A 23,865-nucleotide genomic window follows, 5' to 3' on the forward strand; every position below is an offset into this window, starting at 1 on the left:
GGCGGGTATGTGACGGTACAGATCGCGAAGAGAAGCGAGCTGCATACGTTCAAGGTGATGCCAAAACGATGGATTGTGGAGCGCAGCTTCGCTTGGTTGGAAAAGAGCAGAAGGCTGTGGAAGAACTGTGAGCGGAAACTCAATACCAGCTTGCAGTTCATCCACTTGGCTTTCCTGGCTCTATTGCTCCGGAGATCGTAAACAGGTTCTTAGAGCCAGTTCAAAGTCTCGCGAGCCAGAGCGAGACAAGGCGAAAACGAGCGAAAAAGCGGAATGTACACACGGTACATGAACATTCTGAAGCTGTTCTCAACGCCGTATCGCCAACGCGCAGCAGATCGTAAACAGGTTCTTAGGCAAGCCATGAGGCTTGCCTTTTTCATTGCGGCGGCGCGCAGTCCGCGATTTGCCGCAACAAGCGCGACAACGGCGCTTCTTGAGGCCATCCCGGCGGAACGGCGAAGCCTCGCGCCACTTCATGCCAGTCGCCGTCCGGGCCGGGTTGCAGTTCGGCAAGCAATTGCGGTGCCTCTGCCTGTTCCAGCCGCGCGCGCACTTCCGCCGCATCGGCGGTGTGTTCCCGCGAGAGGCGCGCAGGCGCCAGCCAACTGAGCCTGGGCAGCCAGGCCCAGCGGGAGTCCGCGTTCAACGCAGGCCAGTCGCCGCGCAGCGGCCAGTATTGCCCGTATAGCGGCAGGGCGCCGGGCGGCGGTTCCGGCGAGGTGTCTTGAGCGTGGAACAGCCAGCCGCTGAGCCGGGCGCCGACCGCGCAGCCGGCAAAGCCTTCCGGCAGCGTCGCTTGCGCCGCGGGGTGGCGGGATAGACGCAGCTGGGTCTGCAGCTTATGGGCTTTCAGCGCCCAGGCGTCGCGCAGGCTGGGACCGGTCAGCGTATCGGCGCTGCGGCCCAGCTGCAGGTAGAACTTGCTGGCGGCTTCCAGATGCAGCGGTTGGCCGTCCAGGCGCAAAAGGAAGTCGAATTCTCCGACGGTGCGGCCGTCTGGACCGCGCACAGGCAGATTGCTGGCGACTAGTTCGATGTGCGGCGCCAAGCGGAACCAGAACGACAGCAAGCGCTCGGCGTAATGACCCAGGCGGCGGGTGGGCTGGCGCGCCAGCCAGTGCCGCAGCTCGTCGGGATGAGCGTCCAGCGCTTGCAGCAGCGCCGGGCCGTCGGGGCCCAGCAGCCGGTGCGGCGGAATGTCCGCGCCGCTTTTCCAGGGGGAGGGCGCGGTGAGAAGAAAAGCCAGATCGCGCACCGCCGGATGCGCGTAGGGCAAGGTGAACGGCGGCTTATTCGCCATTCGGTCCGGGCGCGTCGCGACGGACTTCGCCGTCGGCAGCGCGTTGCACCTGTTTGAGGAAGCCGCGCAGGATGTCGATCTCCTCGCGCAGCATGCCGGCGCGGTTGAACAGGGTGCGCATCCGGCGCATCATCCGCTCGCTATTGCGGCGGCGGAAGTAGCCGATCTTGTCCATGGTCTGTTCCAGATGGCCGCAGAAGCCCTCCACCTCGCCCAGCGCCGCCGCGTCGCTGTCGGCGCGCAGATAATCGACGTCCACGCCGGTGTGACTGAACAGCTCGTAGGTCATGACCTGCACCGCCATCGCCAGATTCAGCGAGAAGTAGTCCGGATTGCCGGGGATGGTGACCAGACGGTTGCACTGCTCGACTTCTTCGATCGACAGGCCGAAGGTTTCGTTGCCGAACACCAGGGCCACTTGTTCGCCGTCGCGGGCGCGGGCCACTAGTTCAGGCGTGGTTTGGCGCGGGGTGGACAGCGGGGTGGTCAGCTCGCGGCGGCGGCTGGTCAGCGCGCAGGCGATGGTGACGTCTTGCAGCGCCTCGGCCAGGCTGGGCACCACGGTGGCGTGTTCGAGAAGATCCACCGCCCCGGAGGCCAGCGTATTGGCTTCGTCGCTGGGAAACACTTTGGGTTCAACCAGATAGAGCCGGCTCAGGCCCATGGTCTTCATTGCCCGGGCGGCGGAGCCGATATTGCCGGGGTGGTTGGGGCGAGCCAACACCACGCGAATGTTTTTCAGAAAATCAGGTACTTGGGGTTTATTCATCAGCAGTTTCACATTAAAATAGCCGGCTTATCGAAAAAGCCCGCGCGCCATTTTGCGCGCAAGGCCAGCGCTTGCCGGATGGGCAGGCATGCCGCCTTGCCCGATTGCGCCGGGTTTTTCTTGTTCCTTAACCCAGATTGTTACTAGCAGACGTCGCGTCATGTGGCGGACGTTTGTCATGGTTGAAAGTGTAGAGGCCGTCAATGCATCCGATGCTCAATGTCGCGGTGAAAGCCGCTCGCCGCGCCGGCAGTGTCATCCAGCGCGCGTCGCTGAATCTCGACGCGGTGCGCGTAGAGCGCAAGAAACACAATGACTTCGTGACCGAAGTGGACCGCGCCGCGGAAGAGTCCATCATCGCTTCCATTCTGGAAGCTTATCCCAAGCACGCGATTCTAGCAGAAGAGTCCGGCGCGAAAGGCATCGGTTCGTCGGAATACGAGTGGATCATCGATCCCATCGACGGCACTACCAACTTCCTGCATGGCCACCCGCAGTACGCGATTTCCATCGCGCTGGCGCACAAGGGCCAGGTGCAGCAAGCCGTGGTCTTCGACCCCAACCGCAACGATCTGTTCACCGCCTCGCGCGGCGTCGGCGCCTTCCTCAATGATCGCCGTATCCGCGTATCCAAGCGCTTCATGATGAATGAGTGCGTGATCGCCACCGGCTTCCCGGTGTCCGACCAAAGCTATATCGACCAATACCTGGGCATGCTCAAGGACGTGCTGGCCAAGAGCGCCGGCGTGCGTCGCGAAGGCGCGGCCTCGCTGGACCTGTGCAATGTGGCCTGCGGCCGCGTGGAAGGCTTCTGGGAGCTGAATCTCAAGCCCTGGGACATCGCCGCGGGCAGCCTGATCGTGCAGGAAGCGGGCGGCATCGTTACCGATTTGTCCGGCGAGCAGGGTTGGCTGGAGTCCGGCGATATCGTCGCCGCCAATCCGAAAGTGCTGGCGCAACTGCTGCACATGCTGGCGCCGCATATCGGCAAGTAAGCGCTGTCGGCTTGGCCTCTTGGGGCTTGAGCGGGCTTAGCGCGTCACGGCGTCCTTGGGGACGCCGTTTTTGTTTGGAGCGTGAGATGAAACAGTATTTGGGTTCGGTCGCCTTGGTGGTGGCCGATTACGACGAGGCCATCGCCTGGTATGTGGACAAGCTGGGTTTTGTGCTGCTGGAGGATGAGCGTCAGGGCGAGGACAAGCGCTGGGTGCGCGTGGCGCCGCCCGGGGCGAGCGAGTGTGCGCTGTTGCTGGCCAAGGCGAGCAATGCGCGGCAGCAAGCCGTCGTGGGCGCGCAAACCGGCGGTCGCGTCGGTTTCTTCCTGCATACCGACGATTTCTGGCGCGATTACCGCCGCATGGCGGCGGCGGGGGTGAGCTTCAGCGAGCAGCCGCGGGAGGAGGAATACGGCACCGTGGTGGTGTTCGAGGATTTGTATGGCAACCGCTGGGATTTGCTGCAGTTGAAGTCCGGGGCGTAGCCGTTGGCAGGGCACCGTTAAAAACAAAGAGCCGCGCAATGCGCGGCTCTTTGTTTTTAACGTCGCCAAAAACCGCCGGCTCATCGTCGGCTGCGGCTTGCGCCTGCGGCGGGTAGGCGTCCGCTTCGTTCCAGTCCAGATCAAGATCCAGTTCGGCCAATATGGCCTGGCGTCCGGCCTGGCGCTGTCCGGAGCGGCTCCGCCCGTGGGCGCCGCCTTTTTTCATGATGGGCGCGCAAGCGTGCGGATTGCGCGGTTTGATTGTGTGCATGGAGTACTCCTGTGCTTGGGCCCCGCTGCGAAGAGCGGGCGGAAGACGGTGGCGCGGACGCCGCCGCATTAAGTCTGAGCGGTTCGCAAAAGCTCGTAGAGCACCTGAGGCAAGGCGCGCCGACGCAGGCAGTGCTTGAGTACGACAAGTCGGCGCAACGCAGCATCAGGAGTTTTGTTACCCGCTCTTAGCGTACCATCAGGCTGGCCACCTTGGTGGTGATAATATCCACCGCCGGATCATTGGCGCCGTGAGGCAGAATCACGTCGGCGAAGCGCTTGGTCGGTTCGATGAACTGGTTGTGCATCGGGCGCACCGTGGTCAGGTATTGCTCGATTACGCTATCGGTGGTGCGGCCGCGCTCGGTGATGTCGCGCTTGAGACGGCGGATGAAGCGCACGTCGGAATCGGTGTCGACGAAGATTTTCAAGGACATCATGTCGCGCAGCGCAGCGTCGTACAGCGGGAACAGGCCCTCGATGACGATGACCGGCGCCGGCTGGATGGTAATGGTTTCCTCGGCGCGGGTGTGGTTGGCGAAGTCGTAGACCGGCATTTCGATGGCGCGGCCATTGCGTAGATCGTCGATGTGCTCGATCAGCAGCGGCCAATCGAAGGCTTGCGGGTGGTCGTAGTTGGTGGCCAGCCGCTGTTCGAAGGTCAGATGGCTCTGATCGCGGTAGTAATAGTCTTGAATGATCACAGCCGCCATCTCGGAGCCAATGGTTTCCAGCACTTGATTGGTCACCGTGGTTTTACCGCTGCCGCTGCCGCCTGCAACGCCGATGATGAACGGGGTGGTCATGAAACTATCCTTCTACGCGTAAAAATGATAAAAAAACGCGCCATTCTAATGAGTTATGGCGCGTCCTTCCACTCTAATTGCGACATCGGACGCTATTGGCCGCGCTGACCTTCCGCCTGGGCGGCATCATACCACTCCCGCATGGCCGGCAAAGCCAGCAGGCGGTTGACGTAAGCCTGAGACTGCTCAGGCAATTTGACGTTGTAAGTGTGAAAGCGGGTGGCGATCGGCGCGAAGAAGGCGTCGGCGATGCTGAAGCCGCCGAAGATGAATTCGCCGTTGGCCTGATGGCGCGGCAGATGCTCTTCCCATAGCGAGATGATGCGGGCGATATCGAACTCCACCGCCGGCGTGCTTTGGTAATTGATATGGCGCAGCGTCAGATTCATCGCCAGGTGTTCGCGCAGGGCGGAGAAGCCGGAGTGGATCTCGGCGACGATGGAGCGGGCGACCGCGCGCAGTCCGGCGTCGTCCGGCCACAGCTTGGCGGCGGGGAAGCACTCGGCCAGGTATTCGCAGATCGCCAGCGAATCCCAGACCCGCAGCTTGCGATCTATCAGCACCGGCACTTTGCCGGCCGGGTTGGCGGCGAGGATGCGGGCCTTGGTGTCGGACAGGTAAAGATCGATTTGTTGCTCTTCAAACGGCTCGTCCAGCATTTTCAGCACCAGCCAGGGGCGCAGGGACCAAGAGGAATAGTTTTTATTGCCGATGATGAGGGTAAACATCAGGGAGCTCCGTTTCGAAAGAGGAGGCTGCCGGCGGGCTGTCGCAGCCTTTGTCCGATGATACCGCCATCGGCACGGCTTTTCCTATGCGGCGGCTGCGAGTTTTTTGAGGCTAGACGGCAAAAAGGCCGCGTCAGGAGACGCGGCCTTGCCGAAACAGGGGGGCGAGCAGGTTTATTCCACCTCGTCGATCCAAGCTTGTTGAATCGCTTCCAGCACGCGTTCGCCGCCGCGGCTATGGTCGTCGTCAAAATCCGGCAGCGCGACGACCCAGTTGTGTAAGTCGACGAAGCGCACGGTTTTGGGGTCGATTTCCGGGTGGGCTTCCGCCAGTTCGATGGCGATGTCCAGCACGTCGGTCCATTTCATCTTCTTGTCTCCAGAGCGGGGAACCGTTCATAAAATCCAGCGCAGCGGCTGTAGCAAGGCGCGCCGCCGCAGACAGTACATGAGGTACGGCAAGGCGGCGCAACGCGGCTACAGGGATTTTAGGGCGTGTTCCTAGTGGTGTTCGCGGGCGTGGTTGATCGTGTACCGTGGGATGTCTATCACCAAGTCCTCATCGGCGACAATCGCCTGGCAGGACAGGCGGGACTGGGCTTCCAGTCCCCAGGCCTTGTCCAGCAGGTCTTCTTCCAGCTCGTCGGCTTCGTTCAGGGAGTCGCCGCCTTCGCGGACGATGCAATGGCAGGTTGTGCAGGCACAGGACATCTCGCAGGCGTGCTCGATCTCGATGTCGTGGTCCAGCAATATCTGGCAGATGTTCTGGCCGGGTTCGGCGTTGTCGATGACCACGCCTTCCGGGCAGAGGTCGGCGTGGGGCAGTACGATGATTCGCGGCATGGCGGATCCTTACAAATCGGAAATGTTGTGGCCTTTGAGCGCGCGCCGGATATTGCGGTCCATGCGGCGCGAGGCGAATTCTTCGGTAGCGCGGTTGAGGCGGCCGGAGGCCTCGTTGACCTCGCGGGCGGCCTGTGCCGCGGCGATGGCCGCGTCCACGGCGGCCAGCGCCTGTTCCACCGCGTTGCGCTCGTCGGCGTCCAGCAGGTCGCCGTCGCTGGCTAGCGCGACGCGACAGGCTTCGCTGAGGCTGGTGGCGTCGACAACGGCTTCGCGCAGCTTGCGCGCCTCGATGTCTTCATGCACATGGGTCATGGACTCGGTCAGCATGCGGCTGATTTCCTCGTCGCTGAGGCCGTAGGAGGGTTTGACCTCGATGCGGGCTTCCACGCCGCTGGTCTGTTCGCGGGCGGATACTTCCAGCAGGCCGTCGGCGTCCACCTGAAAGGTGATGCGGATGCGCGCCGCGCCGGCCACCATCGGCGGGATGCCGCTCAAGGTGAACTTGGCCAGCGAGCGGCAATCGGCCACCAGTTCGCGCTCGCCCTGCAGCACGTGAATGGACATTGCGGTCTGGCCGTCCTTGAAGGTGGTGAAGTCCTGCGCGCGCGCCACCGGGATAGTGCTGTTGCGCGGGATGATCTTCTCGGTCAGGCCGCCCATGGTTTCGATGCCCAGCGACAGCGGGATCACGTCCAGCAGCAGCCACTCGTCCTCGCCCTTGTTGCCGGCCAGCACGTTGGCCTGGATCGCCGCGCCCAAGGCGACGACCTTGTCCGGGTCCAGATTAGTCAGCGGTTCTTGGCGGAAGAAGTCGCCAACGGCTTTTTGCACCTGCGGCATGCGGGTGGCGCCGCCCACCATCACCACACCCTTGACCTCGTCCGTCGCGACGCCCGCGTCGCGCAGCGCCTTGCGCACCGGCAGCAGGGTCTTGTCCACCAAGTTCTTGGTGATGCCGCGGAAGGTGTCCTGATCCAAGGTCAGGTTCAGGGTCTGTCCGTCGGACAGCAGAGCGGTGATTTGGGTCTCCGCGTGCTCGGTCAGCGCTTCCTTGGCTTCGCGGGCGCGGGTCAACAGCAGCCGGGTGTCCTGAGCGCCCAGCCCGGACAGGCCGGCCTGCTCAAGCATCCAGCAGTAGACGCGGTGGTCGAAGTCGTCGCCACCCAATGCGGAGTCGCCGCTGGTGGCCAGCACTTCGAACACGCCGCGGCTCAGTTTCAGGATGGAAACATCGAAAGTGCCTCCCCCTAGGTCATATACGACGTATATGCCTTCGCTGCCGTTGTCCAGCCCGTAGGCGATGGCGGCGGCGGTGGGTTCGTTCAGCAGGCGCAGCACGTTCAAGCCGGCCAGGCGCGCGGCGTCCTTGGTGGCCTGGCGCTGGGCGTCGTCGAAATAGGCCGGCACCGTGATTACCGCGCCGGTGAGTTCGCCGCCCAAGCTGGCTTCGGCCCGTTGCTTCAGGGTGCGCAGGATGTCGGCGGAAATTTCAACCGGACTCTTGATGCCGCCGCGGGTCACCAGCTGCAGCATGCCGGGCGCGTCGACGAAGCGGTAGGGCAGGTTGCGGACGTCCGGCAGGTCGGCCAGGCCGCGGCCCATGAAGCGTTTCACCGAGACGATGGTGTTGTGCGGATCCTTGTTCTGTTCTTTCTGGGCTTCGTAGCCGACGCTGACGGCGCCTTCGTCGGCGTAGCGCACCACCGAGGGCAGCAGGCTGCGGCCGTGCTCGTCCTTGAGTACGGCGGCGGATCCGCTGCGCACCGAGGCCACCAGCGAGTTGGTGGTGCCCAGATCGATGCCGATCGCCAATCGGTGTTGGTGAGGGGCGGCGGAGAGGCCGGGTTCGGCGATTTGCAGTAAGGCCATATTCAGTTCAAATCAGTTCGAGGTAAGCCGCCTGCTGCGGCGGAGGCGGATATGGAGGACAGGCCGGTGCGCGATCCCCACGACGGGGAAGGGCCGGCGGCCGGGAGTTCAGTCGAGCAAAGCCTCGATGGCATCGCCGATTTCCTGGTCCAGTTTTTCCAAAAACCGCAATTTTCGCACTAGAAGCGCGGCGGCGTCCAAGTCGGCGCGCTGATCCAGCGCTTGCTCCAATTCGATCTGATGCGCGCGGCTCTCGTCCCGCAGCTGGCGCGACAGTGTTTCCAGGCGTTCGAGTTCGCGCCCGGCGCGGGCGTCTTCTATGTTCTCGCGCCACTCCATCTGCGCCATCAGGAAGGCGGCCGGCATCTGGGTGTTGGTGTCTTCCTGAGTGTCGACTCCGGATAGTGTCAGCAGGTAGCGGGCGCGGTTCAACGGCGACTTCAGCGTTTGGTAGGCTTCGTTGACTCGGGTGGCCTGCATCAGCGCGCTGCGCTTTTCAGCGTCGGAACTGCTGGCGTAGCGGTCGGGATGGACCTGGGCCGCGGCGGTGCGCCAGGCGTGCTCCAGTGCCGAGCCGTCTATGGCGAAGCGGCGCGGCAGATTGAACAGGGAGAAGAAGTCTTGGCTGAAATCGGTGTTCATAGGGACGGGGCCGGAAAACCTAGCTTACAGTTGGACGACGGGCGGGCCGCGCCGAAGCGCGTCCGCCTGCCGGGGTTAGACGTTGAAGCTTTCGCCGCAGCCGCACTCGTTTTTGACGTTGGGGTTGTTGAACTGAAACCCCTCGTTCAAGCCTTCCTTGGCGTAATCCAGTTCGGTGCCGTCGATGTAAGCCAGGCTCTTTGCATCGGTGAATACGGTGACGCCATGGCTTTCAAAGGTCACGTCGTCGTCGCTGGCCACGTCGACGAACTCCAGCTTGTAGGCCATGCCGGAGCAGCCGGAGGTCTTAACGCCCAGACGAATGCCCAAGCCCTTGCCGCGCTTGGCGATGAAGGCGCTGACGTGGGCGGCGGCGCGTTCGGAAAGGGTGATAGCCATGATGATGTCCCCGCTGATTATTTGCCGTGCTTTTGCTTGTAGTCGTTGACCGCGGCCTTGATCGCGTCTTCGGCCAGGATGGAGCAGTGAATCTTCACCGGCGGCAAAGCCAGTTCTTCGGCGATGGCGGTGTTCTTGATCTCCAGCGCTTCGTCCAGCGATTTGCCCTTGACCCACTCAGTCACCAGTGAGGAGGAGGCGATGGCGGAGCCGCAGCCGTAAGTCTTGAACTTGGCGTCCTGAATCACGCCGTCCTCGCTCACCTTGATTTGCAGCTTCATCACATCGCCACAGGCCGGCGCGCCCACCATGCCGGTGCCCACGCTGTCGTCGCCTTTTTCGAAAGAGCCCACGTTGCGCGGGTTTTCGTAGTGATCCATTACCTTGTCGCTGTATGCCATGATTGTCTCCTTCAGCGCCGTTCCGGTCTTGCCGGCTCGGCGCTGGATATTGCTGTCGCCCTTAGTGGGCGGCCCATTGAACCGAATTCAGATCCACGCCGTCCTTGAACATTTCCCACAAGGGGGACAGTTCGCGCAGCTTGCCGATCTTTTGGTTTAGCAGATTCACCGCGAAGTCGATTTCTTCCTCGGTGGTGAAGCGGCCCAGCGTGAAGCGGATCGAGCTGTGTGCCATTTCGTCGTTGCGGCCCAGCGCGCGCAGTACGTAGGACGGCTCCAGCGAAGCCGAGGTACAAGCCGACCCGCTGGACACGGCGAGCTCCTTGATCGCCATGATCAGGCTTTCGCCTTCGACGAAGTTGAAGCTGACGTTGAGGTTGTGCGGCACGCGTTGGTCGATGTCGCCGTTGATGTAGACCTCTTCCATGTTCTTGATGCCGTTCCACAGGCGGTCGCGCAGCATGCGGATGCGTTCGCGCTCGCTGTCCATCTCTTCGCGGGCGATGCGGAAGGCTTCGCCCATGCCGACGATCTGGTGGGTGGCCAGGGTGCCGGAGCGGAAGCCGCGCTCATGACCGCCGCCGTGCATCTGCGCTTCCAGGCGCACGCGCGGTTTGCGGCGCACGTACAGCGCGCCGATGCCCTTGGGGCCGTACACTTTGTGCGCGGACAGGCTGAGCAGGTCCACTTTCTGTTTTTCCATGTCGATGACCACTTTGCCCGGGGCCTGGGTGGCGTCGACGTGGAAGATCACGCCGTTGGCGCGGCAGATCTCGCCCAATTGTTCGATATCCTGAATCACGCCGATTTCGTTGTTGACGAACATCACGGAGGCGACGATGGTGTCCGGGCGGATGGCGGCCTTGAATTCTTCAATGTCCAGCAGGCCGTTGTCTTGCACGCCCAGATAAGTGACTTCGAAGCCCTGGCGTTCCAGCTCGCGCATGGTGTCCAGCACCGCCTTGTGCTCGGTCTTGACGGTAATCAGGTGCTTGCCCTTGCTCTTGTAGAAGTGGGCTGCGCCCTTGATCGCCAGGTTGTCGGACTCGGTGGCGCCTGAGGTCCAGACGATTTCCTTCGGGTCGGCGTTGATCAGCTTGGCCACTTCAGCGCGCGCGTTCTCCACCGCTTCCTCCGCGTCCCAGCCGAAGCTGTGGCTGCGCGAAGCCGGGTTGCCGAACTTTTCGTAGAGATAGGGAATCATCTTGTCGGCAACGCGCGGGTCTACCGGCGTGGTGGCCGAGTAGTCGAGGTAGATCGGAAGCTTGAGCTGGCTCATTTATATTCTCCACAAGAAGATGGGTCCGCGCCTTACAGGGCGCTGGAGGCGGCAGAAGCGTGAACCACGCTGCATTCGCGCTTATCCTGCAATACAGTGTTTTCCTTGGCCTTTTGCTGCTCAACCAGACTGGCGAGGCTGACCTTGGACAGGTAGTCGAAAATGGTGACGTTCAGATTGGTCCACAAATCGTGGGTCATGCAGCGCTGATTGCCGCGACAGTTCTCGCGGCCGCCGCACTGGGTGGCGTCCACTGGTTCGTCTACGGCGGTGATGATGTCCGCCACGGAAATATCGATCGGCGCCTTGGCCAAGGTATAGCCGCCGCCGGGGCCGCGTACGCTGTCCACCAGTTCGGCGCGCCGTAGCTTGCCGAAGAGTTGTTCCAGGTAGGAGAGCGAGATGCCTTGGCGCTCGCTAATGCCGGCTAGCGTGACCGGGCCGCCGCTCTCGCGCAATGCCAAGTCCAGCATTGCGGTGACGGCAAAGCGGCCTTTGGTGGTTAAACGCATGTCTCTGGTCTCCAAGAGTGGGTATTTGGAGGAGGATGAATTCCTGATGCAGACGATTATACCTAATATCCGACTGTTTTAGTCAACTATTATCGGCGGGGCCAAGAGAAGGCGGCTTGCGCAAAGCCGATCATTTTACTCGGTTTTTAGTTGGAGGGGTAGTTTTGCCGACGGGGCCGGCGGGGCGCCGCCACTTGGGCGGGAGGGGCGATTAAAGCCGTTGGCGCATGCCGTGGAGAGGAGGGAAGGGCCGCGGGCCGCGCTGCGACGGCGTTTGCGGTTTTATTACTTTCAGATGAAGGGCTTGGTGTAGAATCCGGCGACGGAAAGGATCGTCCGAGGACGGGCCGAGACAGGGCGGGCTATTTCCGCTTGGGCGGGGCAGCAAGGACTGTCGTCGCCGCAACAAAAATCTACACTTACCCGGGTTACGGGGGGCTAAAAGGACAATTCATGCACAAGGTCGTCATTAGCGGAACCGGCTTGTTCACGCCGCCGCACGCGGTCAGCAATCAGGAACTGGTCGCGGCTTTCAATGCCTTTGTACACGCTCACAATCAGCAACACGCGGACCGGATCGCCGCTGGGGAGATGGAGCCGTTGGCCGAGTCCAGCTCCGAGTTCATCGAAAAGGCCTCCGGGATCAAGCAGCGCTTCCTCATGGACAAGAGCGGGGTGTTGGACCCGGAGAGAATGGCGCCGCGCTTGCCGGAGCGCGGCAACGACGAGCTGTCGGTCCAGGCGGAAATGGCGGTGGCCGCCGCGCGGCAGGCGCTGGAGCGCGCAGGCCGAAGCGCGGCGGACATCGATATGGTCATCGTCGCTTGCTCCAATATGCAACGCCCGTATCCGGCGGTATCGATCGAGGTGCAGCAGGCGCTGGGTATTCAGGGCTACGCTTTCGACATGAACGTGGCTTGCTCATCCGCCACCTTCGGTATTCAAACCGCAGTCAACGCCATTGCCAGCGGCCAGGCGCGTGCGGTGTTGATGGTGAACCCGGAAATCTGTTCCGCACACCTGAATTTCCGCGACCGAGACAGCCACTTCATTTTTGGCGATGCCTGCACCGCGGTGGTGTTGGAGCGAGCCGATGCGGCAAGCTCGGCGCAGCGCTACGAGGTGTTGGGCAGCAAGCTAGCCACGGTGTTCTCCAATAATATCCGCAACAACTTCGGCTTCCTCAATCGTTGCGACGAGGCGGGAATTGGCCAGCCGGACAAGCTTTTCGTACAGCAGGGCCGCAAGGTGTTCAAGGAAGTCTGCCCTATGGTGGGCGATCATATCGCCGCGCATTTGGAGAGCCTGGGCATCGCGCCTGCCGAGGTGGCGCGCTTCTGGCTGCACCAGGCCAACCTGGCGATGAACCAGCTGATTTCCCGGCGCGTGTTGGGCCGCGACGCAGGCGACCATGAGGCGCCGGTGATTCTGGACCGTTACGCCAACACCAGTTCCGCCGGTTCCGTTATTGCATTCCATCTGCATTCAGACGATCTGGCGGGCGGAGATGTTGGCGTCATTTCATCTTTTGGCGCGGGCTATTCGGTGGGCAGCGTTGTGCTGAGGAAAATCTGATAAGCCGGAAAAAATAGTCCTAGCGCGGAGAGCCCTTGGCAGAAAAAAGCAGAGGACGCTTGTCAAAAGCGTCCTCTCTGCATAATGTATCCCCCCATGGCGGGCTTAGGTCCCGTTGACAAGAAAGACCGATGAGTCTGTACAAGGGAAAGGAAATAAAGATGCAAACTGTCAAGAAAGCGCTGCTGGCAGCCGGCCTGATCGCCGGGACCGCGATGGCCGCTCAGGCCGCAGGCACCCTGGTGTACTGCTCCGAAGGCAGCCCGGCCGGCTTCGATCCCGGTCAATACACTACCGGCACCGATTTCGACGCGTCCGCCGAAACCGTGTTCAACCGCCTGGTGCAATTCCAGCGCGGCGGCACCAAGGTTGTGCCGGCGCTGGCCGAAAAGTGGGACGTGGCGGCAGATGGCCTGAGCTACACCTTCCACCTGCGCAAGGGCGTGAAGTTCCAGACCACCGACTACTTCAAGCCGACCCGCGAATTCAACGCCGACGATGTGGTATTCACTTTCAGCCGCATGGTCGACAAGAACCATCCGTTCCGCAAAGCCTATCCGACCGAATTCCCGTATTTCACGGATATGGGTCTGGACACCAATATCGTCAAGGTCGAGAAAGTCGACGCCAACACCGTCAAGTTCACGCTGAAGAGCCTGGATGCCGCTTTCCTGCAGAACCTGGCGATGAGCTTCGCCTCGGTGCAATCCGCCGAGTACGCCGATAAACTGCTCAAGGCCGGCAAGCCACAGCTGATCAATCAGCAGCCGGTAGGCACAGGCCCGTTCATCTTCAAGCGCTATCAAAAAGACGCGCAGATCCGCTTCGCCGCCAACAAAGAATACTGGAACAAGGCTGACGGCCCGAAAGTGGACAACCTGGTGTTCGCCATCACCACCGACGCTTCGGTTCGTTATCAGAAGCTGAAGGCCGGCGAGTGCCAGATCACCGTCAACCCGCGTCCGACCGACCTGGCCGCGATGAAGGCCGACCCCAAGCTGTCGGTGACCGCGCAGCCGGGCTTCAACCTGGGCTACCTGGCCTACAACGTCAAGCACAAGCCGCTGGAGAAGTTGGAAGTGCGTCAGGCGCTGGACATGGCGATCAACAAGAAGGCCATCATCGACGCGGTGTACCAGGGCGCCGGCCAGCCGGCCACCAACCCGATGCCGCCGACCCAGTGGTCGTACAACAAGAGCCTGAAAGACGCGCCTTACGATGTGGCCAAGGCCAAGGCGCTGTTGGCCAAGGCCGGCTATCCCAACGGCTTCGAACTGAGCCTGTGGGCGATGCCGGTGCAACGTCCGTACAACCCCAACGCCAAGCTGATGGCGGAAATGGTGCAGTCCGACTGGGCCAAGATCGGCGTCAAGGCCAAGATCACTTCCTACGAGTGGGGCGAGTACATCAAGCGCGCGAAGGCCGGCGAGCATGACTCCATGCTGATTGGCTGGACCGGCGACAACGGCGATCCGGACAACTGGCTGGGTGTGCTGTTCGGTTGCGACGCGATGAACGGCAACAACTTCTCCAAGTGGTGCTACAAGCCGTTTGAAGACCTGATCCAGAAAGGCAAGCGCACCGCCAACGTGGCAGAGCGCACCAAGCTGTACATGAAGGCTCAGGAGATCGTCAAACAGCAAGTGCCGATGACCACGATTGCCCACTCCACCGTGAATCAGCCGATGCTGAAATCGGTACAGGGCTTCAAGGTCAGCCCCTTCGGCCTGAACTCCTTCTACGGCGTTAGCGTCAAGTAAGCCGGAATACAATAAAAAACAGCGACATCGGGGGCTGGTTCCCCCGATGTTTTGCCTGATAAAGAACGGCTGGCGAAATCCGTGATGCGAACTGGCATGTGTTGCCGGGCGGCAGCTGCCGCCGGCGCGCCAGGACGCGGCGCGGGGTTTTGTCGGCTACTCTAAGCCTTGGGTTTCCAGTCGCACAAAGAGGCGGCGGGCCCGATGGCGGCGGAACGTCTACTGGGTGGTGTTAGAGGGTAGTCAGTCACAGCGTGGAGAGGCTGTGCGTCAGGCTTGACCTGGGTCAAGCTCGTTTGCGGCGAGGAGTGCTATCTTGCACTTGCCGTAGCGGTGGCGCAGCTGATGTGGGTGGGTGGTTCAGTTGCATGCCATCGCTCCGGCGCTCTTCATTGTTGTTTTCCTTGCTTCTTCTCCGTTCTATTCCGGTAACGTCTCCCCAAACGCAATAGAGCCGTCGCGCGCTGTTTGCCATGCAAAGCGTCGTCGCTCTGGGTCTCAAGTTGAGTATTGCGCCCAGTCGCCCAGCGGGGCCGGCGCAAGGGAGAAGTCCTCATGTTTTCCTTTATTCTGCGAAGGTTGGGCTTATTGGTGCCAACCTTCTTCGGCATCACGCTGCTGACCTTCGGCTTGATCCGCATGATTCCGGGCGATCCGGTGGAGGTGATGGTGGGCGAGCGCGCGCTCGATCCGCAAATGCACGCCGAAGCCTTGCATCGCCTGGGTCTGGACAAGCCGCTGTACGCTCAGTACTTCGACTATGTGGTCAATTTGCTGCACGGCGATCTGGGCGAGTCCCTGGTCACCAAGACCGGAGTCTGGACCGAGTTCAAAACCCTGTTCCCCGCCACGCTGGAATTGGCGATTTCCGCCTTGATCTTCGCCACCGTGCTGGGTCTGCTGGCCGGCGTCATCGCCGCCATCAAGCGCGGCTCGCTGTTCGACCATGGCGTGATGGGCATCTCGTTGACCGGCTTCTCCATGCCCATCTTCTGGTGGGGCTTGATCCTGATCATGTTCTTCTCGGTCAAGCTGGGTTGGACCCCGGTGTCCGGCCGCGTCGACCTGACCTTCGACATCGCGCCGCATACCGGTTTCATGCTGATCGATTCCTGGATGGCGGAAGCCGCGGATCCGGACGTGAACGCCGGCGCCTTCAAGAACGCTTTGATGCACCTGATTCTGCCGGCCATCGTGCTGGGCACGATTCCGTTGGCGGTCATCGCGCGGATGACGCGCTCGTCGATGCTGGAAGTGCTGCGCGAGGACTATGTGCGCACCGCGCGTGCCAAGGGCTTGTCGCCGGCGCGTGTGATCTTCATCCACACCCTGCGCAATGCGCTGATTCCAGTACTGACCGTGATCGGCCTGCAAGTGGGCACGCTGATGGGCGGGGCGGTGTTGACTGAAACCATCTTTTCCTGGCCGGGCATAGGCAAATGGTTGATCGACGCGATCAGTCGCCGAGACTATCCGGTGGTGCAGAACGGCATCCTGATGGTGGCGACGCTGGTGATCATCACCAACTTCATCGTCGACATCCTGTACGGCATCGCCAATCCGCGCATCCGTCACGCCAAGTAACAGCCAGTTAGGTGGATTTATGACTCAGACTACGCAAGTCAACGCCGGCCCGGACCTGGCGCTGGCCTATCCCTCGCCGTTCAAGGAGTTCTGGCAGGGTTTTTCCCACAACAAGGGCGCGGTGGCCGGCCTGATCTTCATGCTGATCGTCACCTCCTGTGCGCTGCTGGCGCCGCTGGTGGCGCCCTATAGCCCAATCGAGCAATATCGCGACCATTTGCTGACGCCGCCTGCATGGGTGGACGGCGGCTCGACGCAATTCCTGTTCGGCACCGATGAGCTGGGGCGCGACATCCTGTCGAGGTTGATCCACGGCGCGCGCTTGTCCTTGTTCATCGGCCTGTGCTCGGTGCTGATGGCCTTGCTGCCGGGCGTGGTGCTCGGCCTCTTGGCCGCCTTCTTTCCCAAGGTCCTCGGCGGCGCGATCATGCGGCTGATGGACATCATGATGGCCTTGCCCTCGCTGCTGCTGGCGGTAGCCATCATGGCCATTCTCGGACCCGGCCTGATGAACGCGATGATAGCCATCGCCACCGTGGCCTTGCCTGCCTATGTGCGGCTGACTCGCGCGTCGGCGATGACCGAACTGAACCGCGACTACGTTACGGCCTCGCGCGTGGCCGGCGCGGGCCTGCCGCGGCTGATGTTCGTCACCGTGTTGCCCAACTGCATGGCGCCTTTGATCGTGCACGCGACGATGAGCTTTTCCTCGGCCATCCTGGAAATCGCCGCGCTGGGCTTTCTCGGCCTGGGCGTGCAGCCGCCGACTCCAGAGTGGGGCACCATGCTGGCATCGGCCCGCGATTACATTGAAAGCGCCTGGTGGGTAGTCACCTTGCCCGGCCTGACCATTTTGCTGTCGGTGCTCGCCATCAATTTGATGGGCGACGGCCTGCGCGACGCGCTGGACCCGAAACTGAAGCGCGCGGCTTGAGGGGATGGAAATGAGTTTGCTGCAAATCAAGAACCTCTCGGTGGAGTTCGGTTCGGAAAAGAATCCCTTCCGCGCGGTGGAAGGGCTGGACCTGACGGTGAATCAGGGCGAAATCGTCGGCATCGTCGGCGAATCCGGTTCCGGCAAGTCGGTCACCATGATGGCGATGATGGGGCTGCTGGAAGGTCAGGGGCGCATCGTGGCCGATGAACTGAGCTTCGACGGCAAGAACCTGCTAACCATCTCCGCGCGCGAACGCCGCAAGATCGTCGGCAAGGATATCGCCATGATCTTCCAGGACCCGATGACCTCGCTGAACCCCAGCTACACCGTCGGCTACCAGATCATGGAAGTGCTGAAGCTGCATCAAGGCCTGCGCGGCGGGGCCCTGAAGCGGCGCGCGCTGGAACTGATGGAACTGGTGGAGATTCCGGCGCCGGCCTCGCGGCTCAACGCCTATCCGCATCAGTTGTCCGGCGGCATGAGCCAGCGGGTGGTGATTGCGATGGCCATTGCCTGTAGCCCCAAGCTCTTGATCGCCGACGAGCCGACCACGGCTTTGGACGTGACCATCCAGGCACAGATCATGGAGCTGCTGGTCAGCTTGCAAAAGAGCCAGAACATGGCCTTGATCATGATCACCCACGATCTGGCGGTGGTGGCCGAAGTGGCGCACCGGCTGGCGGTGATGTACGCCGGCCAGGTGGCTGAAATGGGCGCGGTGCCGGGCGTGTTCAATCATCCCGCCCATCCGTACACCGAAGCGCTGCTGTCGTCGATTCCGGAACACAGCAAAGGCGCGCATCGTCTGAACACCTTGCCCGGCATTGTGCCGGGGCAGTACGACCGCCCCGGCGGCTGCCTGTTGTCGCCGCGTTGCCCCTATGTCAAGGACAACTGCCGGACCCAGCGTCCAGGCCTGACCCCGGTGGAGGGCGGCGCCGTGCGCTGCCACTACCCGTTGCTGGACAAGGAGGCGAAATGAGCACCGTATTGCAAGCGCGGGATCTGACCCGCTACTACGACGTGTCCCAAGGCTTTCTCAAGCCCTCGGCGCAAGTCAAGGCGCTCAACGGCGTCTCCTTCGAACTGCGGGCCGGCAAGACCTTGGCGGTGGTGGGCGAGTCCGGCTGCGGCAAGAGCACCCTGGCGCGGCAGCTGACGCTGATCGAAGCGCCGACCTCGGGCTCTCTGCTGCTGGACGGCCAGGATGCGGCCCAGGCCGGCAAGGCCGAATTGAAAGCCATGCGCACCAAGGTGCAGATGGTGTTCCAAAACCCGTACGCGTCCTTGAATCCGCGCCAGAAAATCGGCAGTCAGCTGGCCGAGCCCTTACTGATCAACACCTCGCTGAGCGCCAAGGAGCGCGAAGAAAAGGTGCGCGGCATGATGCAGCGGGTTGGTTTGCGGCCGGAGCACTTTTTCCGCTATCCGCATATGTTCTCCGGCGGTCAGCGTCAGCGCATCGCCATTGCCCGCGCAATGATGCTGAACCCCAAGATCGTTGTGGCGGACGAGCCTACCTCGGCGCTGGATGTGTCTATCCAGGCCCAGGTGCTCAATCTGTTCATGGATCTGCAGGACGAGTTCAAAACCGCCTATGTATTCATCTCCCACAACCTGTCGGTGGTTGAGCATGTGGCCGACGACTTGATGGTGATGTATTTGGGGCGCGCGGTGGAGGTGGGGGAAAAGAACCGCGTCTATGAGCGGCCGCTGCATCCTTATACCCAGGCCTTGTTGTCGGCGACGCCGTCCATCCACCCGGAGCAGCGTCGTATCAAGATCAAGATCGAGGGCGAGCTGCCCAGCCCGTTGAAGCCGCCGTCAGGCTGCGCCTTCCACAAGCGCTGCCCCCACGCGAATCAGCGTTGCGCGGAGGAGGTGCCGGAATTACGCGAACTGGATCAGCGCATGATCGCTTGTCATCGCGCCGAGGAGATCAACGCCTGATTGGGTAGGATTTGACCGTAAGCGGGCCGCCATGCGCGGCCTGCTTTTTTTTGGCGGCGCTTTGCCGATAATGAGTGAAATGGACAGATTCTGCCGCGGATAGTCCAGGTGGAAGCGAAACATTTTGCGCAATGCACAAAAATTGCTTTACCCGCCCCCAACGACCACGATACATTCGCCATGGCACATCATACAGTCAAAGGAAAACGAGAATTGAAGCGAGCCGTGTACGCGGGCAGCTTCGACCCGGTGACCAATGGTCACCTCTGGATGATTCGTGAAGCGGTGGAGCTGTTTGACGAATTGATCGTAGCGGTCGGAGTGAACCCGGAAAAACACTGTACCTTCAGTGTCGAGGAACGAGTGGCTTTGTTGCGCGCCGTCACTGGCGGCTTCAGCAAGCTGCGGGTGGATGTGTTCGAAAATCAGTTTCTGGTTAATTACGCGCAAAGCATAGGCGCAAACTACATCATCCGCGGCATCCGCACCGCCAGCGATTATGAATACGAGCGCACCATGCGCTATATCAATTCCGATCTGCACCCGGACATCACCACTATTTTCCTGCTGCCGCCGCGTGAGTACGCCGAAGTGTCGTCCACGATGGTCAAGGGCCTGGTGGGGCCGAGGGGCTGGGAAAGCGTGATTCGCCAATACTTGCCGGAACCGGTTTACAGCAAGCTGATCGAGATGTATTCGTCCGAATAGCCGCGGCTGTAATAGAATTGGATATCCGTTCACGCGCCGCCTGCAGTCAGCGGCGCGTTTGTTTTGTGTTTTGCTCATCGCCAATATCGAGGACTCATGCTGGACGTCAGCCCATTCGCCAATCGCCTGGCCAAGAATTTCAAGCACTACGCCAAATGGGCGCGTCGCCAGGGGCTGGACGCCTGGCGAGTCTACGACAAGGACGTGCCGCAGTTCCCGTTCGCGGTGGACGTGTACGGCGAGCGCATCCACCTGCAGGAGTACGACACGGGGTGGGAGATGGAGGACGACGCCTACCGCGAATGGATCAACGCGGTGGTGGACAGCCTGTGCGCGGTGACGGGCCTTGCGCATGAGGCGGTGACGCTAAAGAACCGTCGTCGCCAGAAAGGCGTGAGCCAGTATGAGAAAGCGGGGCAACAGGGCTGCGACTTTATCGTCAACGAGTTCGGTCAGCGCTTTATTGTTAATCTCGAAGCCTACTTGGATACCGGCCTGTTCCTGGACCATCGCAACACCCGCAAGCGGGTGAGGGAAGAAGCCGCCGGCAAGCGTTTCCTCAATCTGTTCGCCTACACCGGAAGCTTCACTGTCTACGCAGCCTGCGGCGGCGCGATCCGCTCCGAAACCGTGGACATGTCCAATACCTATCAGGATTGGTCGCGCCGTAACTTCGAACTCAATGGCCTGGACCTTGCCCGGCACGAACTGGTGCGGGCGGATGTGTTTCAGTACCTGGAAGACGCCGTGGATGCCGGCAAGCAGTTTGATCTGATCGTTATGGACCCGCCTACCTTCTCCAACTCCAAGAAGATGCGCGACATTCTGGACGTGCAGCGCGACCATGTCTGGCTGATTGACTACGCAATGGCGCTGCTGGCTCCGGGCGGCACCTTGTACTTCTCCAATAATCTCCGCAGCTTCAAGCTGGACGAGAGACTGTCCGACGATTACCTCATCAGCGACATCAGCGCGCAATCGGTGCCGGAAGACTTCCGCAACCGCGCCATTCATCAATGCTGGCGGATTCGTCGCGACTAGCGGTTGATATTCACTCTATAAGGCCTCTATTAATTAGGGGCCGAACTTTATCCCCGGGTTGCCTATCGTATTGCAGGGCGCGACAACATTCCGACAGCTGCTAGTCTGAATCAAGCGCGCCTTCGCTCATCAAACAATAGGGAGACTCGATGATTCAACTGGATTTCTACGGCACCTTGGTGGCCGCGTCGCTGGTTTTGCTGCTCGGGCGCAAACTAGTGGCGCATGTCGGCGCGCTGCGCACCTACAATATCCCCGAGCCGGTAGTTGGCGGCTTGCTGATTGCCGCCCTGCTGTTGCTGTTCCGTCAACTGACCGGTAACGAGGTTCGCTTCGACGCTTCGCTGCAAACCCCGCTCATGCTGGCCTTCTTCGCTTCCATCGGCCTCAATGCCAATTTGAAAAGCCTGAGGCAGGGCGGCAAGACAGTTGGCGTTTTCCTGGCGGTGGTGGTTGGCCTGCTGCTGGTGCAGAACACACTTGGCATCGCTCTGGCCAGCCTGCTGGGCCTGGATCCATTGATGGGCCTGCTGGCCGGCTCCATTACCTTGTCTGGCGGCCATGGCACCGGCGCGGCCTGGGGAGGCACCTTTGCATCCAAGTACGGTTTGGCCTCCGCGTCGGAACTGGCGCTGGCTTGCGCCACTTTCGGGTTGGTGCTGGGCGGCCTAATCGGCGGCCCGGTGGCGCGTTTTCTGGTCAAAAAAGTCAAAGCCCCGGGCGCCGAGCACAATGCCGACGATCCGCCGCTGGCTTTCGAACAGCCGGACGCCCAACGTCTGATCACTCCGCATTCCTTCATCGAGACGCTGGCGCTGATCGCCGTCTGTCTGTTGGGCGGCACCTTTCTCGGCGGCCTGCTTAAAGGCACGCCGCTGGAATTGCCCACCTTCGTCTGCGTGCTGTTTGTCGGCGTGTTGATCAGCAACGGGCTGGCGGCTTTGGGCTGGTATCAAATCTTCGAGCGCGAAGTGTCGGTGCTGGGCAACGTCAGCCTGTCGCTGTTCCTGGCGCTAGCCTTGATGTCCCTGCGTTTGTGGGATTTGGCGGCCTTGGCGCTGCCCATCTTCGTGCTACTGCTGGCGCAAACCGCGGCGATGGCGATGTATGCGATTTTCGTCACCTTCCGGGTGATGGGGCGCAATTACGACGCGGCGGTGCTGGCCGCCGGCCACTGCGGCTTCGGTCTGGGAGCCACGCCCACCGCCATCGCCAATATGCAGGCGGTGACCGAACGCTTCGGCCCCTCGCACCTGGCCTTCCTGGTCGTGCCCATGGTTGGGGCCTTCTTCATTGATATCGTCAACGCTATCGTGATCAAGCTCTACCTCGCGCTGCCCTTCATAGGCTAAGCATCGCGGCGACAGCGGCTATCGTCTGGATTGATAAATTCAACTGGGCGATAGTCTTGCAATGCCGCGGGCGCGTACCTATCTTTGCTGCAACAGCCCGCCGTTGGCGGGCGCTTCAGACAGCGAAAGACACCCCGATGGCTTACATCAACCTCAGCGCCGACAACTTCAACGCCCATATGAAAGAGGAAGGCTTGGTCATTCTCGACTTTTGGGCGCCGTGGTGCGGTCCGTGCAAAATGTTCGGTCCCACTTTCGAAGCCGCATCGGAAAAGCACGCCGACATCGTGTTCGGCAAGATCAATACTGAAGACGAGCGAGACCTGGCCGCCCACTTCAATATCCGCTCCATACCCACGCTGATCGCCATCAAGGATGGCATCATGGTATTCAACCAGGCTGGGGCGATGATGGCCGCTCAGTTTGAGCAGTTGATTCAAGGTCTGCGGGAACTGGATATGGACAAGGTGCGGGCCGACATCGCCAGCCAGCAGGAATGACAGCAGACGCCCGCATGCGGTGCTCGGGACAATAGATAAGGCAATGCTTCAAGCGTTGCCTTATCATTTTGTCTGCCATCAATACATGGCGCAGCGAGGAGACGCGAATGAAACGATGGGGCGCAATGCTGATTTTTTGCAGTCAGGCGGTGCTGGCGGCTTGCCCGGCTTTGTTGAACTACACAGTGCCGGGCCTGATGGGCGGCCAGATTAATCTATGCCAATACGCGGATCGGCCGCTACTGGTGGTCAATACCGCCAGCCACTGCGGCTTCACGCCGCAGTTCAAGCAACTACAATCGTTGTATCAGACCTATGGGCAGCGCGGTCTGATGGTGGTCGGCTTTCCCAGCAACGACTTCTTTCAGGAACTGGACAGCGATAAGGAGATCGGCGCGTTCTGCGAAGCCAATTATGGCGTGACCTTTCCGATGGCTGTAAAAGGGCATGTGCGCGGCGCCGATGCGCAGCCGTTCTTCAAAGCCTTGATCAAGGCCACCGACGACGCTCCGGTATGGAACTTCCACAAGTATTTGATCCTGCCCGGCGCAAGCAAGGTTGTCAGCATAGGCACGCGGACCAAGCCGGATGATCCTGAAGTGGTCAATGCTTTCTTGCCTTACCTAAAGCCGGCGGAGAGCGTGAAAAACTAGAGGAAGCACGTATATCCAACAAGGAGCCGGCGTTTCGCCGGCCCGTTTTTCATGGATAGTCGGGACATGGGGCGGGGGTTGGTAAATACCCTTTTTGGATATCCTTTGCCGCATCAAGGGTTTGCCCTGCACGGCCCGCCGTTGTTGAGGTTTTTGTCGCAAAAGGTGTTGACGGGTTCAGAGTCGTGACGTATAGTTCGCCTCCTCAGCAGACAACGCAGCGACGGAAACGAAACGCAGCGATCTGCACCGATCTTTAACAGAACGAATAACCGATAGGTGTAAGTGCTCGGTCGATGACCAAACACTTGCACTGCAAGACGAGAAATGTCTCGATGTTTCTTTGATCTTGCGTGCCAGAAAATTTGCTTGGAATTGAACTGAAGAGTTTGATCCTGGCTCAGATTGAACGCTGGCGGCATGCTTTACACATGCAAGTCGAACGGTAACAGGGTGCTTGCACCGCTGACGAGTGGCGAACGGGTGAGTAATGCATCGGAA

Annotated in this window: 26 protein-coding genes and 1 rRNA gene; 15 read left to right on the forward strand and 12 right to left on the reverse strand. The window is 61.0% G+C overall.

The annotated features are described in order from the left end of the window. A partial coding sequence (locus BR71_RS18650; RefSeq protein WP_043641117.1) for a transposase occupies positions 1-201 on the forward strand: 201 nt, incomplete at its 5' end. A gap of 178 nt (positions 202-379) precedes the next feature. On the opposite strand, the gene BR71_RS18655 is transcribed toward BR71_RS18650, so the two are convergent. Further along, positions 380-1,303, reverse strand: a complete 924-nt coding sequence (locus tag BR71_RS18655; protein WP_052370833.1) for a DUF1853 family protein — start codon at positions 1,301-1,303, stop codon at positions 380-382. Beyond that, complete coding sequence (locus BR71_RS18660; RefSeq protein ID WP_043641119.1) at positions 1,293-2,072, reverse strand: RNA methyltransferase; 780 nt, start codon at positions 2,070-2,072, stop codon at positions 1,293-1,295. Before BR71_RS18660 ends, BR71_RS18655 begins: the two co-directional genes overlap by 11 nt. Before the next feature lie 203 nt (positions 2,073-2,275). Between BR71_RS18660 and BR71_RS18665 the strand changes: the two genes are divergently transcribed. Together BR71_RS18665 and BR71_RS18670 are read left to right on the forward strand one after the other, a co-directional pair. After that, the gene (locus BR71_RS18665; RefSeq protein WP_019102792.1) at positions 2,276-3,067 is read left to right on the forward strand and encodes an inositol monophosphatase family protein; all 792 of its coding nucleotides are present in this window, start codon (positions 2,276-2,278) and stop codon (positions 3,065-3,067) included. A gap of 86 nt (positions 3,068-3,153) precedes the next feature. Beyond that, on the forward strand, positions 3,154-3,552 hold the full coding sequence (locus tag BR71_RS18670; protein ID WP_043641122.1) for a VOC family protein: 399 nt from the start codon (positions 3,154-3,156) through the stop codon (positions 3,550-3,552). Positions 3,553-4,010: 458 nt separating this feature from the next. On the opposite strand, the gene udk is transcribed toward BR71_RS18670, so the two are convergent. From udk to iscR, 10 genes are all read right to left on the reverse strand, one after another. Beyond that, positions 4,011-4,628 carry a uridine kinase gene (gene udk, locus BR71_RS18680; RefSeq protein WP_043590824.1) on the reverse strand — a complete coding sequence of 206 codons (618 nt, stop codon included), beginning with the start codon at positions 4,626-4,628 and terminating at the stop codon, positions 4,011-4,013. A 92-nt stretch (positions 4,629-4,720) separates the two neighbouring features. Then, positions 4,721-5,356 (reverse strand): glutathione S-transferase family protein, encoded by a 636-nt coding sequence (locus tag BR71_RS18685; RefSeq protein WP_019102789.1) that lies wholly within the window; start codon positions 5,354-5,356, stop codon positions 4,721-4,723. Positions 5,357-5,530: 174 nt separating this feature from the next. After that, positions 5,531-5,725, reverse strand: a complete 195-nt coding sequence (iscX, locus tag BR71_RS18690) for a Fe-S cluster assembly protein IscX (RefSeq protein ID WP_043641128.1) — start codon at positions 5,723-5,725, stop codon at positions 5,531-5,533. A gap of 132 nt (positions 5,726-5,857) precedes the next feature. Further along, positions 5,858-6,199: an ISC system 2Fe-2S type ferredoxin gene (gene fdx, locus BR71_RS18695; protein ID WP_043590826.1), complete on the reverse strand. Its 342-nt coding sequence runs from the start codon at positions 6,197-6,199 to the stop codon at positions 5,858-5,860. Between the two features lie 9 nt (positions 6,200-6,208). Continuing rightward, a complete protein-coding gene (hscA, locus tag BR71_RS18700; RefSeq protein ID WP_019102786.1) occupies positions 6,209-8,071 on the reverse strand; it encodes a Fe-S protein assembly chaperone HscA in 1,863 nt (620 codons plus the stop codon). A 108-nt stretch (positions 8,072-8,179) separates the two neighbouring features. After that, positions 8,180-8,713, reverse strand: a complete 534-nt coding sequence (gene hscB, locus BR71_RS18705) for a Fe-S protein assembly co-chaperone HscB (RefSeq protein WP_043641131.1) — start codon at positions 8,711-8,713, stop codon at positions 8,180-8,182. A gap of 75 nt (positions 8,714-8,788) precedes the next feature. Further along, positions 8,789-9,112, reverse strand: coding sequence for an iron-sulfur cluster assembly protein IscA (gene iscA / locus BR71_RS18710; protein ID WP_019102784.1), 324 nt, complete (start codon positions 9,110-9,112; stop codon positions 8,789-8,791). A 17-nt stretch (positions 9,113-9,129) separates the two neighbouring features. Next, positions 9,130-9,513: a Fe-S cluster assembly scaffold IscU gene (gene iscU / locus BR71_RS18715; RefSeq protein ID WP_019102783.1), complete on the reverse strand. Its 384-nt coding sequence runs from the start codon at positions 9,511-9,513 to the stop codon at positions 9,130-9,132. Positions 9,514-9,574: 61 nt separating this feature from the next. Next, entirely contained in the window at positions 9,575-10,792 is a 1,218-nt protein-coding gene (locus BR71_RS18720; RefSeq protein WP_043641133.1) for an IscS subfamily cysteine desulfurase, read from the reverse strand. Positions 10,793-10,824: 32 nt separating this feature from the next. After that, positions 10,825-11,304 carry a Fe-S cluster assembly transcriptional regulator IscR gene (gene iscR / locus BR71_RS18725; RefSeq protein WP_043641136.1) on the reverse strand — a complete coding sequence of 160 codons (480 nt, stop codon included), beginning with the start codon at positions 11,302-11,304 and terminating at the stop codon, positions 10,825-10,827. A gap of 453 nt (positions 11,305-11,757) precedes the next feature. Here iscR and BR71_RS18730 point away from each other — a divergent pair, with 453 nt between their 5' ends. The 12 genes from BR71_RS18730 to BR71_RS18785 form a co-directional block, all read left to right on the forward strand. Continuing rightward, positions 11,758-12,879, forward strand: coding sequence for a beta-ketoacyl-ACP synthase III (locus BR71_RS18730; RefSeq protein WP_043641139.1), 1,122 nt, complete (start codon positions 11,758-11,760; stop codon positions 12,877-12,879). Between the two features lie 161 nt (positions 12,880-13,040). After that, positions 13,041-14,639 carry an ABC transporter substrate-binding protein gene (locus BR71_RS18735; RefSeq protein WP_043641141.1) on the forward strand — a complete coding sequence of 533 codons (1,599 nt, stop codon included), beginning with the start codon at positions 13,041-13,043 and terminating at the stop codon, positions 14,637-14,639. Positions 14,640-15,194: 555 nt separating this feature from the next. Continuing rightward, positions 15,195-16,223: an ABC transporter permease subunit gene (locus tag BR71_RS18740; RefSeq protein WP_043641144.1), complete on the forward strand. Its 1,029-nt coding sequence runs from the start codon at positions 15,195-15,197 to the stop codon at positions 16,221-16,223. A gap of 19 nt (positions 16,224-16,242) precedes the next feature. Continuing rightward, the gene (locus tag BR71_RS18745; protein ID WP_019101432.1) at positions 16,243-17,157 is read left to right on the forward strand and encodes an ABC transporter permease subunit; all 915 of its coding nucleotides are present in this window, start codon (positions 16,243-16,245) and stop codon (positions 17,155-17,157) included. Between the two features lie 10 nt (positions 17,158-17,167). Next, positions 17,168-18,142 carry an ABC transporter ATP-binding protein gene (locus BR71_RS18750; RefSeq protein WP_043590845.1) on the forward strand — a complete coding sequence of 325 codons (975 nt, stop codon included), beginning with the start codon at positions 17,168-17,170 and terminating at the stop codon, positions 18,140-18,142. Then, positions 18,139-19,110 (forward strand): peptide ABC transporter ATP-binding protein, encoded by a 972-nt coding sequence (locus tag BR71_RS18755; protein ID WP_043641146.1) that lies wholly within the window; start codon positions 18,139-18,141, stop codon positions 19,108-19,110. Before BR71_RS18750 ends, BR71_RS18755 begins: the two co-directional genes overlap by 4 nt. A 180-nt stretch (positions 19,111-19,290) precedes the next feature. Next, on the forward strand, positions 19,291-19,818 hold the full coding sequence (coaD, locus tag BR71_RS18760) for a pantetheine-phosphate adenylyltransferase (protein WP_043590836.1): 528 nt from the start codon (positions 19,291-19,293) through the stop codon (positions 19,816-19,818). Positions 19,819-19,914: 96 nt separating this feature from the next. Next, positions 19,915-20,859 (forward strand): class I SAM-dependent methyltransferase, encoded by a 945-nt coding sequence (locus tag BR71_RS18765; protein WP_043641148.1) that lies wholly within the window; start codon positions 19,915-19,917, stop codon positions 20,857-20,859. A 149-nt stretch (positions 20,860-21,008) separates the two neighbouring features. Then, positions 21,009-22,211 carry a sodium/glutamate symporter gene (gene gltS, locus BR71_RS18770; protein ID WP_019103841.1) on the forward strand — a complete coding sequence of 401 codons (1,203 nt, stop codon included), beginning with the start codon at positions 21,009-21,011 and terminating at the stop codon, positions 22,209-22,211. 137 nt (positions 22,212-22,348) lie between these two features. Next, a complete protein-coding gene (trxA, locus tag BR71_RS18775; RefSeq protein WP_043590839.1) occupies positions 22,349-22,711 on the forward strand; it encodes a thioredoxin in 363 nt (120 codons plus the stop codon). A gap of 107 nt (positions 22,712-22,818) precedes the next feature. Continuing rightward, a complete protein-coding gene (locus tag BR71_RS18780) occupies positions 22,819-23,364 on the forward strand; it encodes a glutathione peroxidase (protein ID WP_039756336.1) in 546 nt (181 codons plus the stop codon). 377 nt (positions 23,365-23,741) lie between these two features. Next, positions 23,742-23,865: ribosomal RNA gene (locus tag BR71_RS18785) — 16S ribosomal RNA — on the forward strand; the annotation flags it as partial.

It is taken from the genome of Chromobacterium haemolyticum DSM 19808, from assembly GCF_000711885.1.
GTDB classification, from domain to species: domain Bacteria; phylum Pseudomonadota; class Gammaproteobacteria; order Burkholderiales; family Chromobacteriaceae; genus Chromobacterium; species Chromobacterium haemolyticum.

Excerpts from the sequence above, each read along its gene's own strand:
- BR71_RS18655 (WP_052370833.1), bottom strand. The coding sequence starts at position 1,303 with ATGGCGAATAAGCCGCCGTTCACCTTGCCCTACGCGCATCCGGCGGTG.
- BR71_RS18660 (WP_043641119.1), bottom strand. The coding sequence starts at position 2,072 with ATGAATAAACCCCAAGTACCTGATTTTCTGAAAAACATTCGCGTGGTG.
- BR71_RS18665 (WP_019102792.1), top strand. The coding sequence starts at position 2,276 with ATGCATCCGATGCTCAATGTCGCGGTGAAAGCCGCTCGCCGCGCCGGC.
- BR71_RS18670 (WP_043641122.1), top strand. The coding sequence starts at position 3,154 with ATGAAACAGTATTTGGGTTCGGTCGCCTTGGTGGTGGCCGATTACGAC.
- udk (WP_043590824.1), bottom strand. The coding sequence starts at position 4,628 with ATGACCACCCCGTTCATCATCGGCGTTGCAGGCGGCAGCGGCAGCGGT.
- BR71_RS18685 (WP_019102789.1), bottom strand. The coding sequence starts at position 5,356 with ATGTTTACCCTCATCATCGGCAATAAAAACTATTCCTCTTGGTCCCTG.
- iscX (WP_043641128.1), bottom strand. The coding sequence starts at position 5,725 with ATGAAATGGACCGACGTGCTGGACATCGCCATCGAACTGGCGGAAGCC.
- fdx (WP_043590826.1), bottom strand. The coding sequence starts at position 6,199 with ATGCCGCGAATCATCGTACTGCCCCACGCCGACCTCTGCCCGGAAGGC.
- hscA (WP_019102786.1), bottom strand. The coding sequence starts at position 8,071 with ATGGCCTTACTGCAAATCGCCGAACCCGGCCTCTCCGCCGCCCCTCAC.
- hscB (WP_043641131.1), bottom strand. The coding sequence starts at position 8,713 with ATGAACACCGATTTCAGCCAAGACTTCTTCTCCCTGTTCAATCTGCCG.
- iscA (WP_019102784.1), bottom strand. The coding sequence starts at position 9,112 with ATGGCTATCACCCTTTCCGAACGCGCCGCCGCCCACGTCAGCGCCTTC.
- iscU (WP_019102783.1), bottom strand. The coding sequence starts at position 9,513 with ATGGCATACAGCGACAAGGTAATGGATCACTACGAAAACCCGCGCAAC.
- BR71_RS18720 (WP_043641133.1), bottom strand. The coding sequence starts at position 10,792 with ATGAGCCAGCTCAAGCTTCCGATCTACCTCGACTACTCGGCCACCACG.
- iscR (WP_043641136.1), bottom strand. The coding sequence starts at position 11,304 with ATGCGTTTAACCACCAAAGGCCGCTTTGCCGTCACCGCAATGCTGGAC.
- BR71_RS18730 (WP_043641139.1), top strand. The coding sequence starts at position 11,758 with ATGCACAAGGTCGTCATTAGCGGAACCGGCTTGTTCACGCCGCCGCAC.
- BR71_RS18735 (WP_043641141.1), top strand. The coding sequence starts at position 13,041 with ATGCAAACTGTCAAGAAAGCGCTGCTGGCAGCCGGCCTGATCGCCGGG.
- BR71_RS18740 (WP_043641144.1), top strand. The coding sequence starts at position 15,195 with ATGTTTTCCTTTATTCTGCGAAGGTTGGGCTTATTGGTGCCAACCTTC.
- BR71_RS18745 (WP_019101432.1), top strand. The coding sequence starts at position 16,243 with ATGACTCAGACTACGCAAGTCAACGCCGGCCCGGACCTGGCGCTGGCC.
- BR71_RS18750 (WP_043590845.1), top strand. The coding sequence starts at position 17,168 with ATGAGTTTGCTGCAAATCAAGAACCTCTCGGTGGAGTTCGGTTCGGAA.
- BR71_RS18755 (WP_043641146.1), top strand. The coding sequence starts at position 18,139 with ATGAGCACCGTATTGCAAGCGCGGGATCTGACCCGCTACTACGACGTG.
- coaD (WP_043590836.1), top strand. The coding sequence starts at position 19,291 with ATGGCACATCATACAGTCAAAGGAAAACGAGAATTGAAGCGAGCCGTG.
- BR71_RS18765 (WP_043641148.1), top strand. The coding sequence starts at position 19,915 with ATGCTGGACGTCAGCCCATTCGCCAATCGCCTGGCCAAGAATTTCAAG.
- gltS (WP_019103841.1), top strand. The coding sequence starts at position 21,009 with ATGATTCAACTGGATTTCTACGGCACCTTGGTGGCCGCGTCGCTGGTT.
- trxA (WP_043590839.1), top strand. The coding sequence starts at position 22,349 with ATGGCTTACATCAACCTCAGCGCCGACAACTTCAACGCCCATATGAAA.
- BR71_RS18780 (WP_039756336.1), top strand. The coding sequence starts at position 22,819 with ATGAAACGATGGGGCGCAATGCTGATTTTTTGCAGTCAGGCGGTGCTG.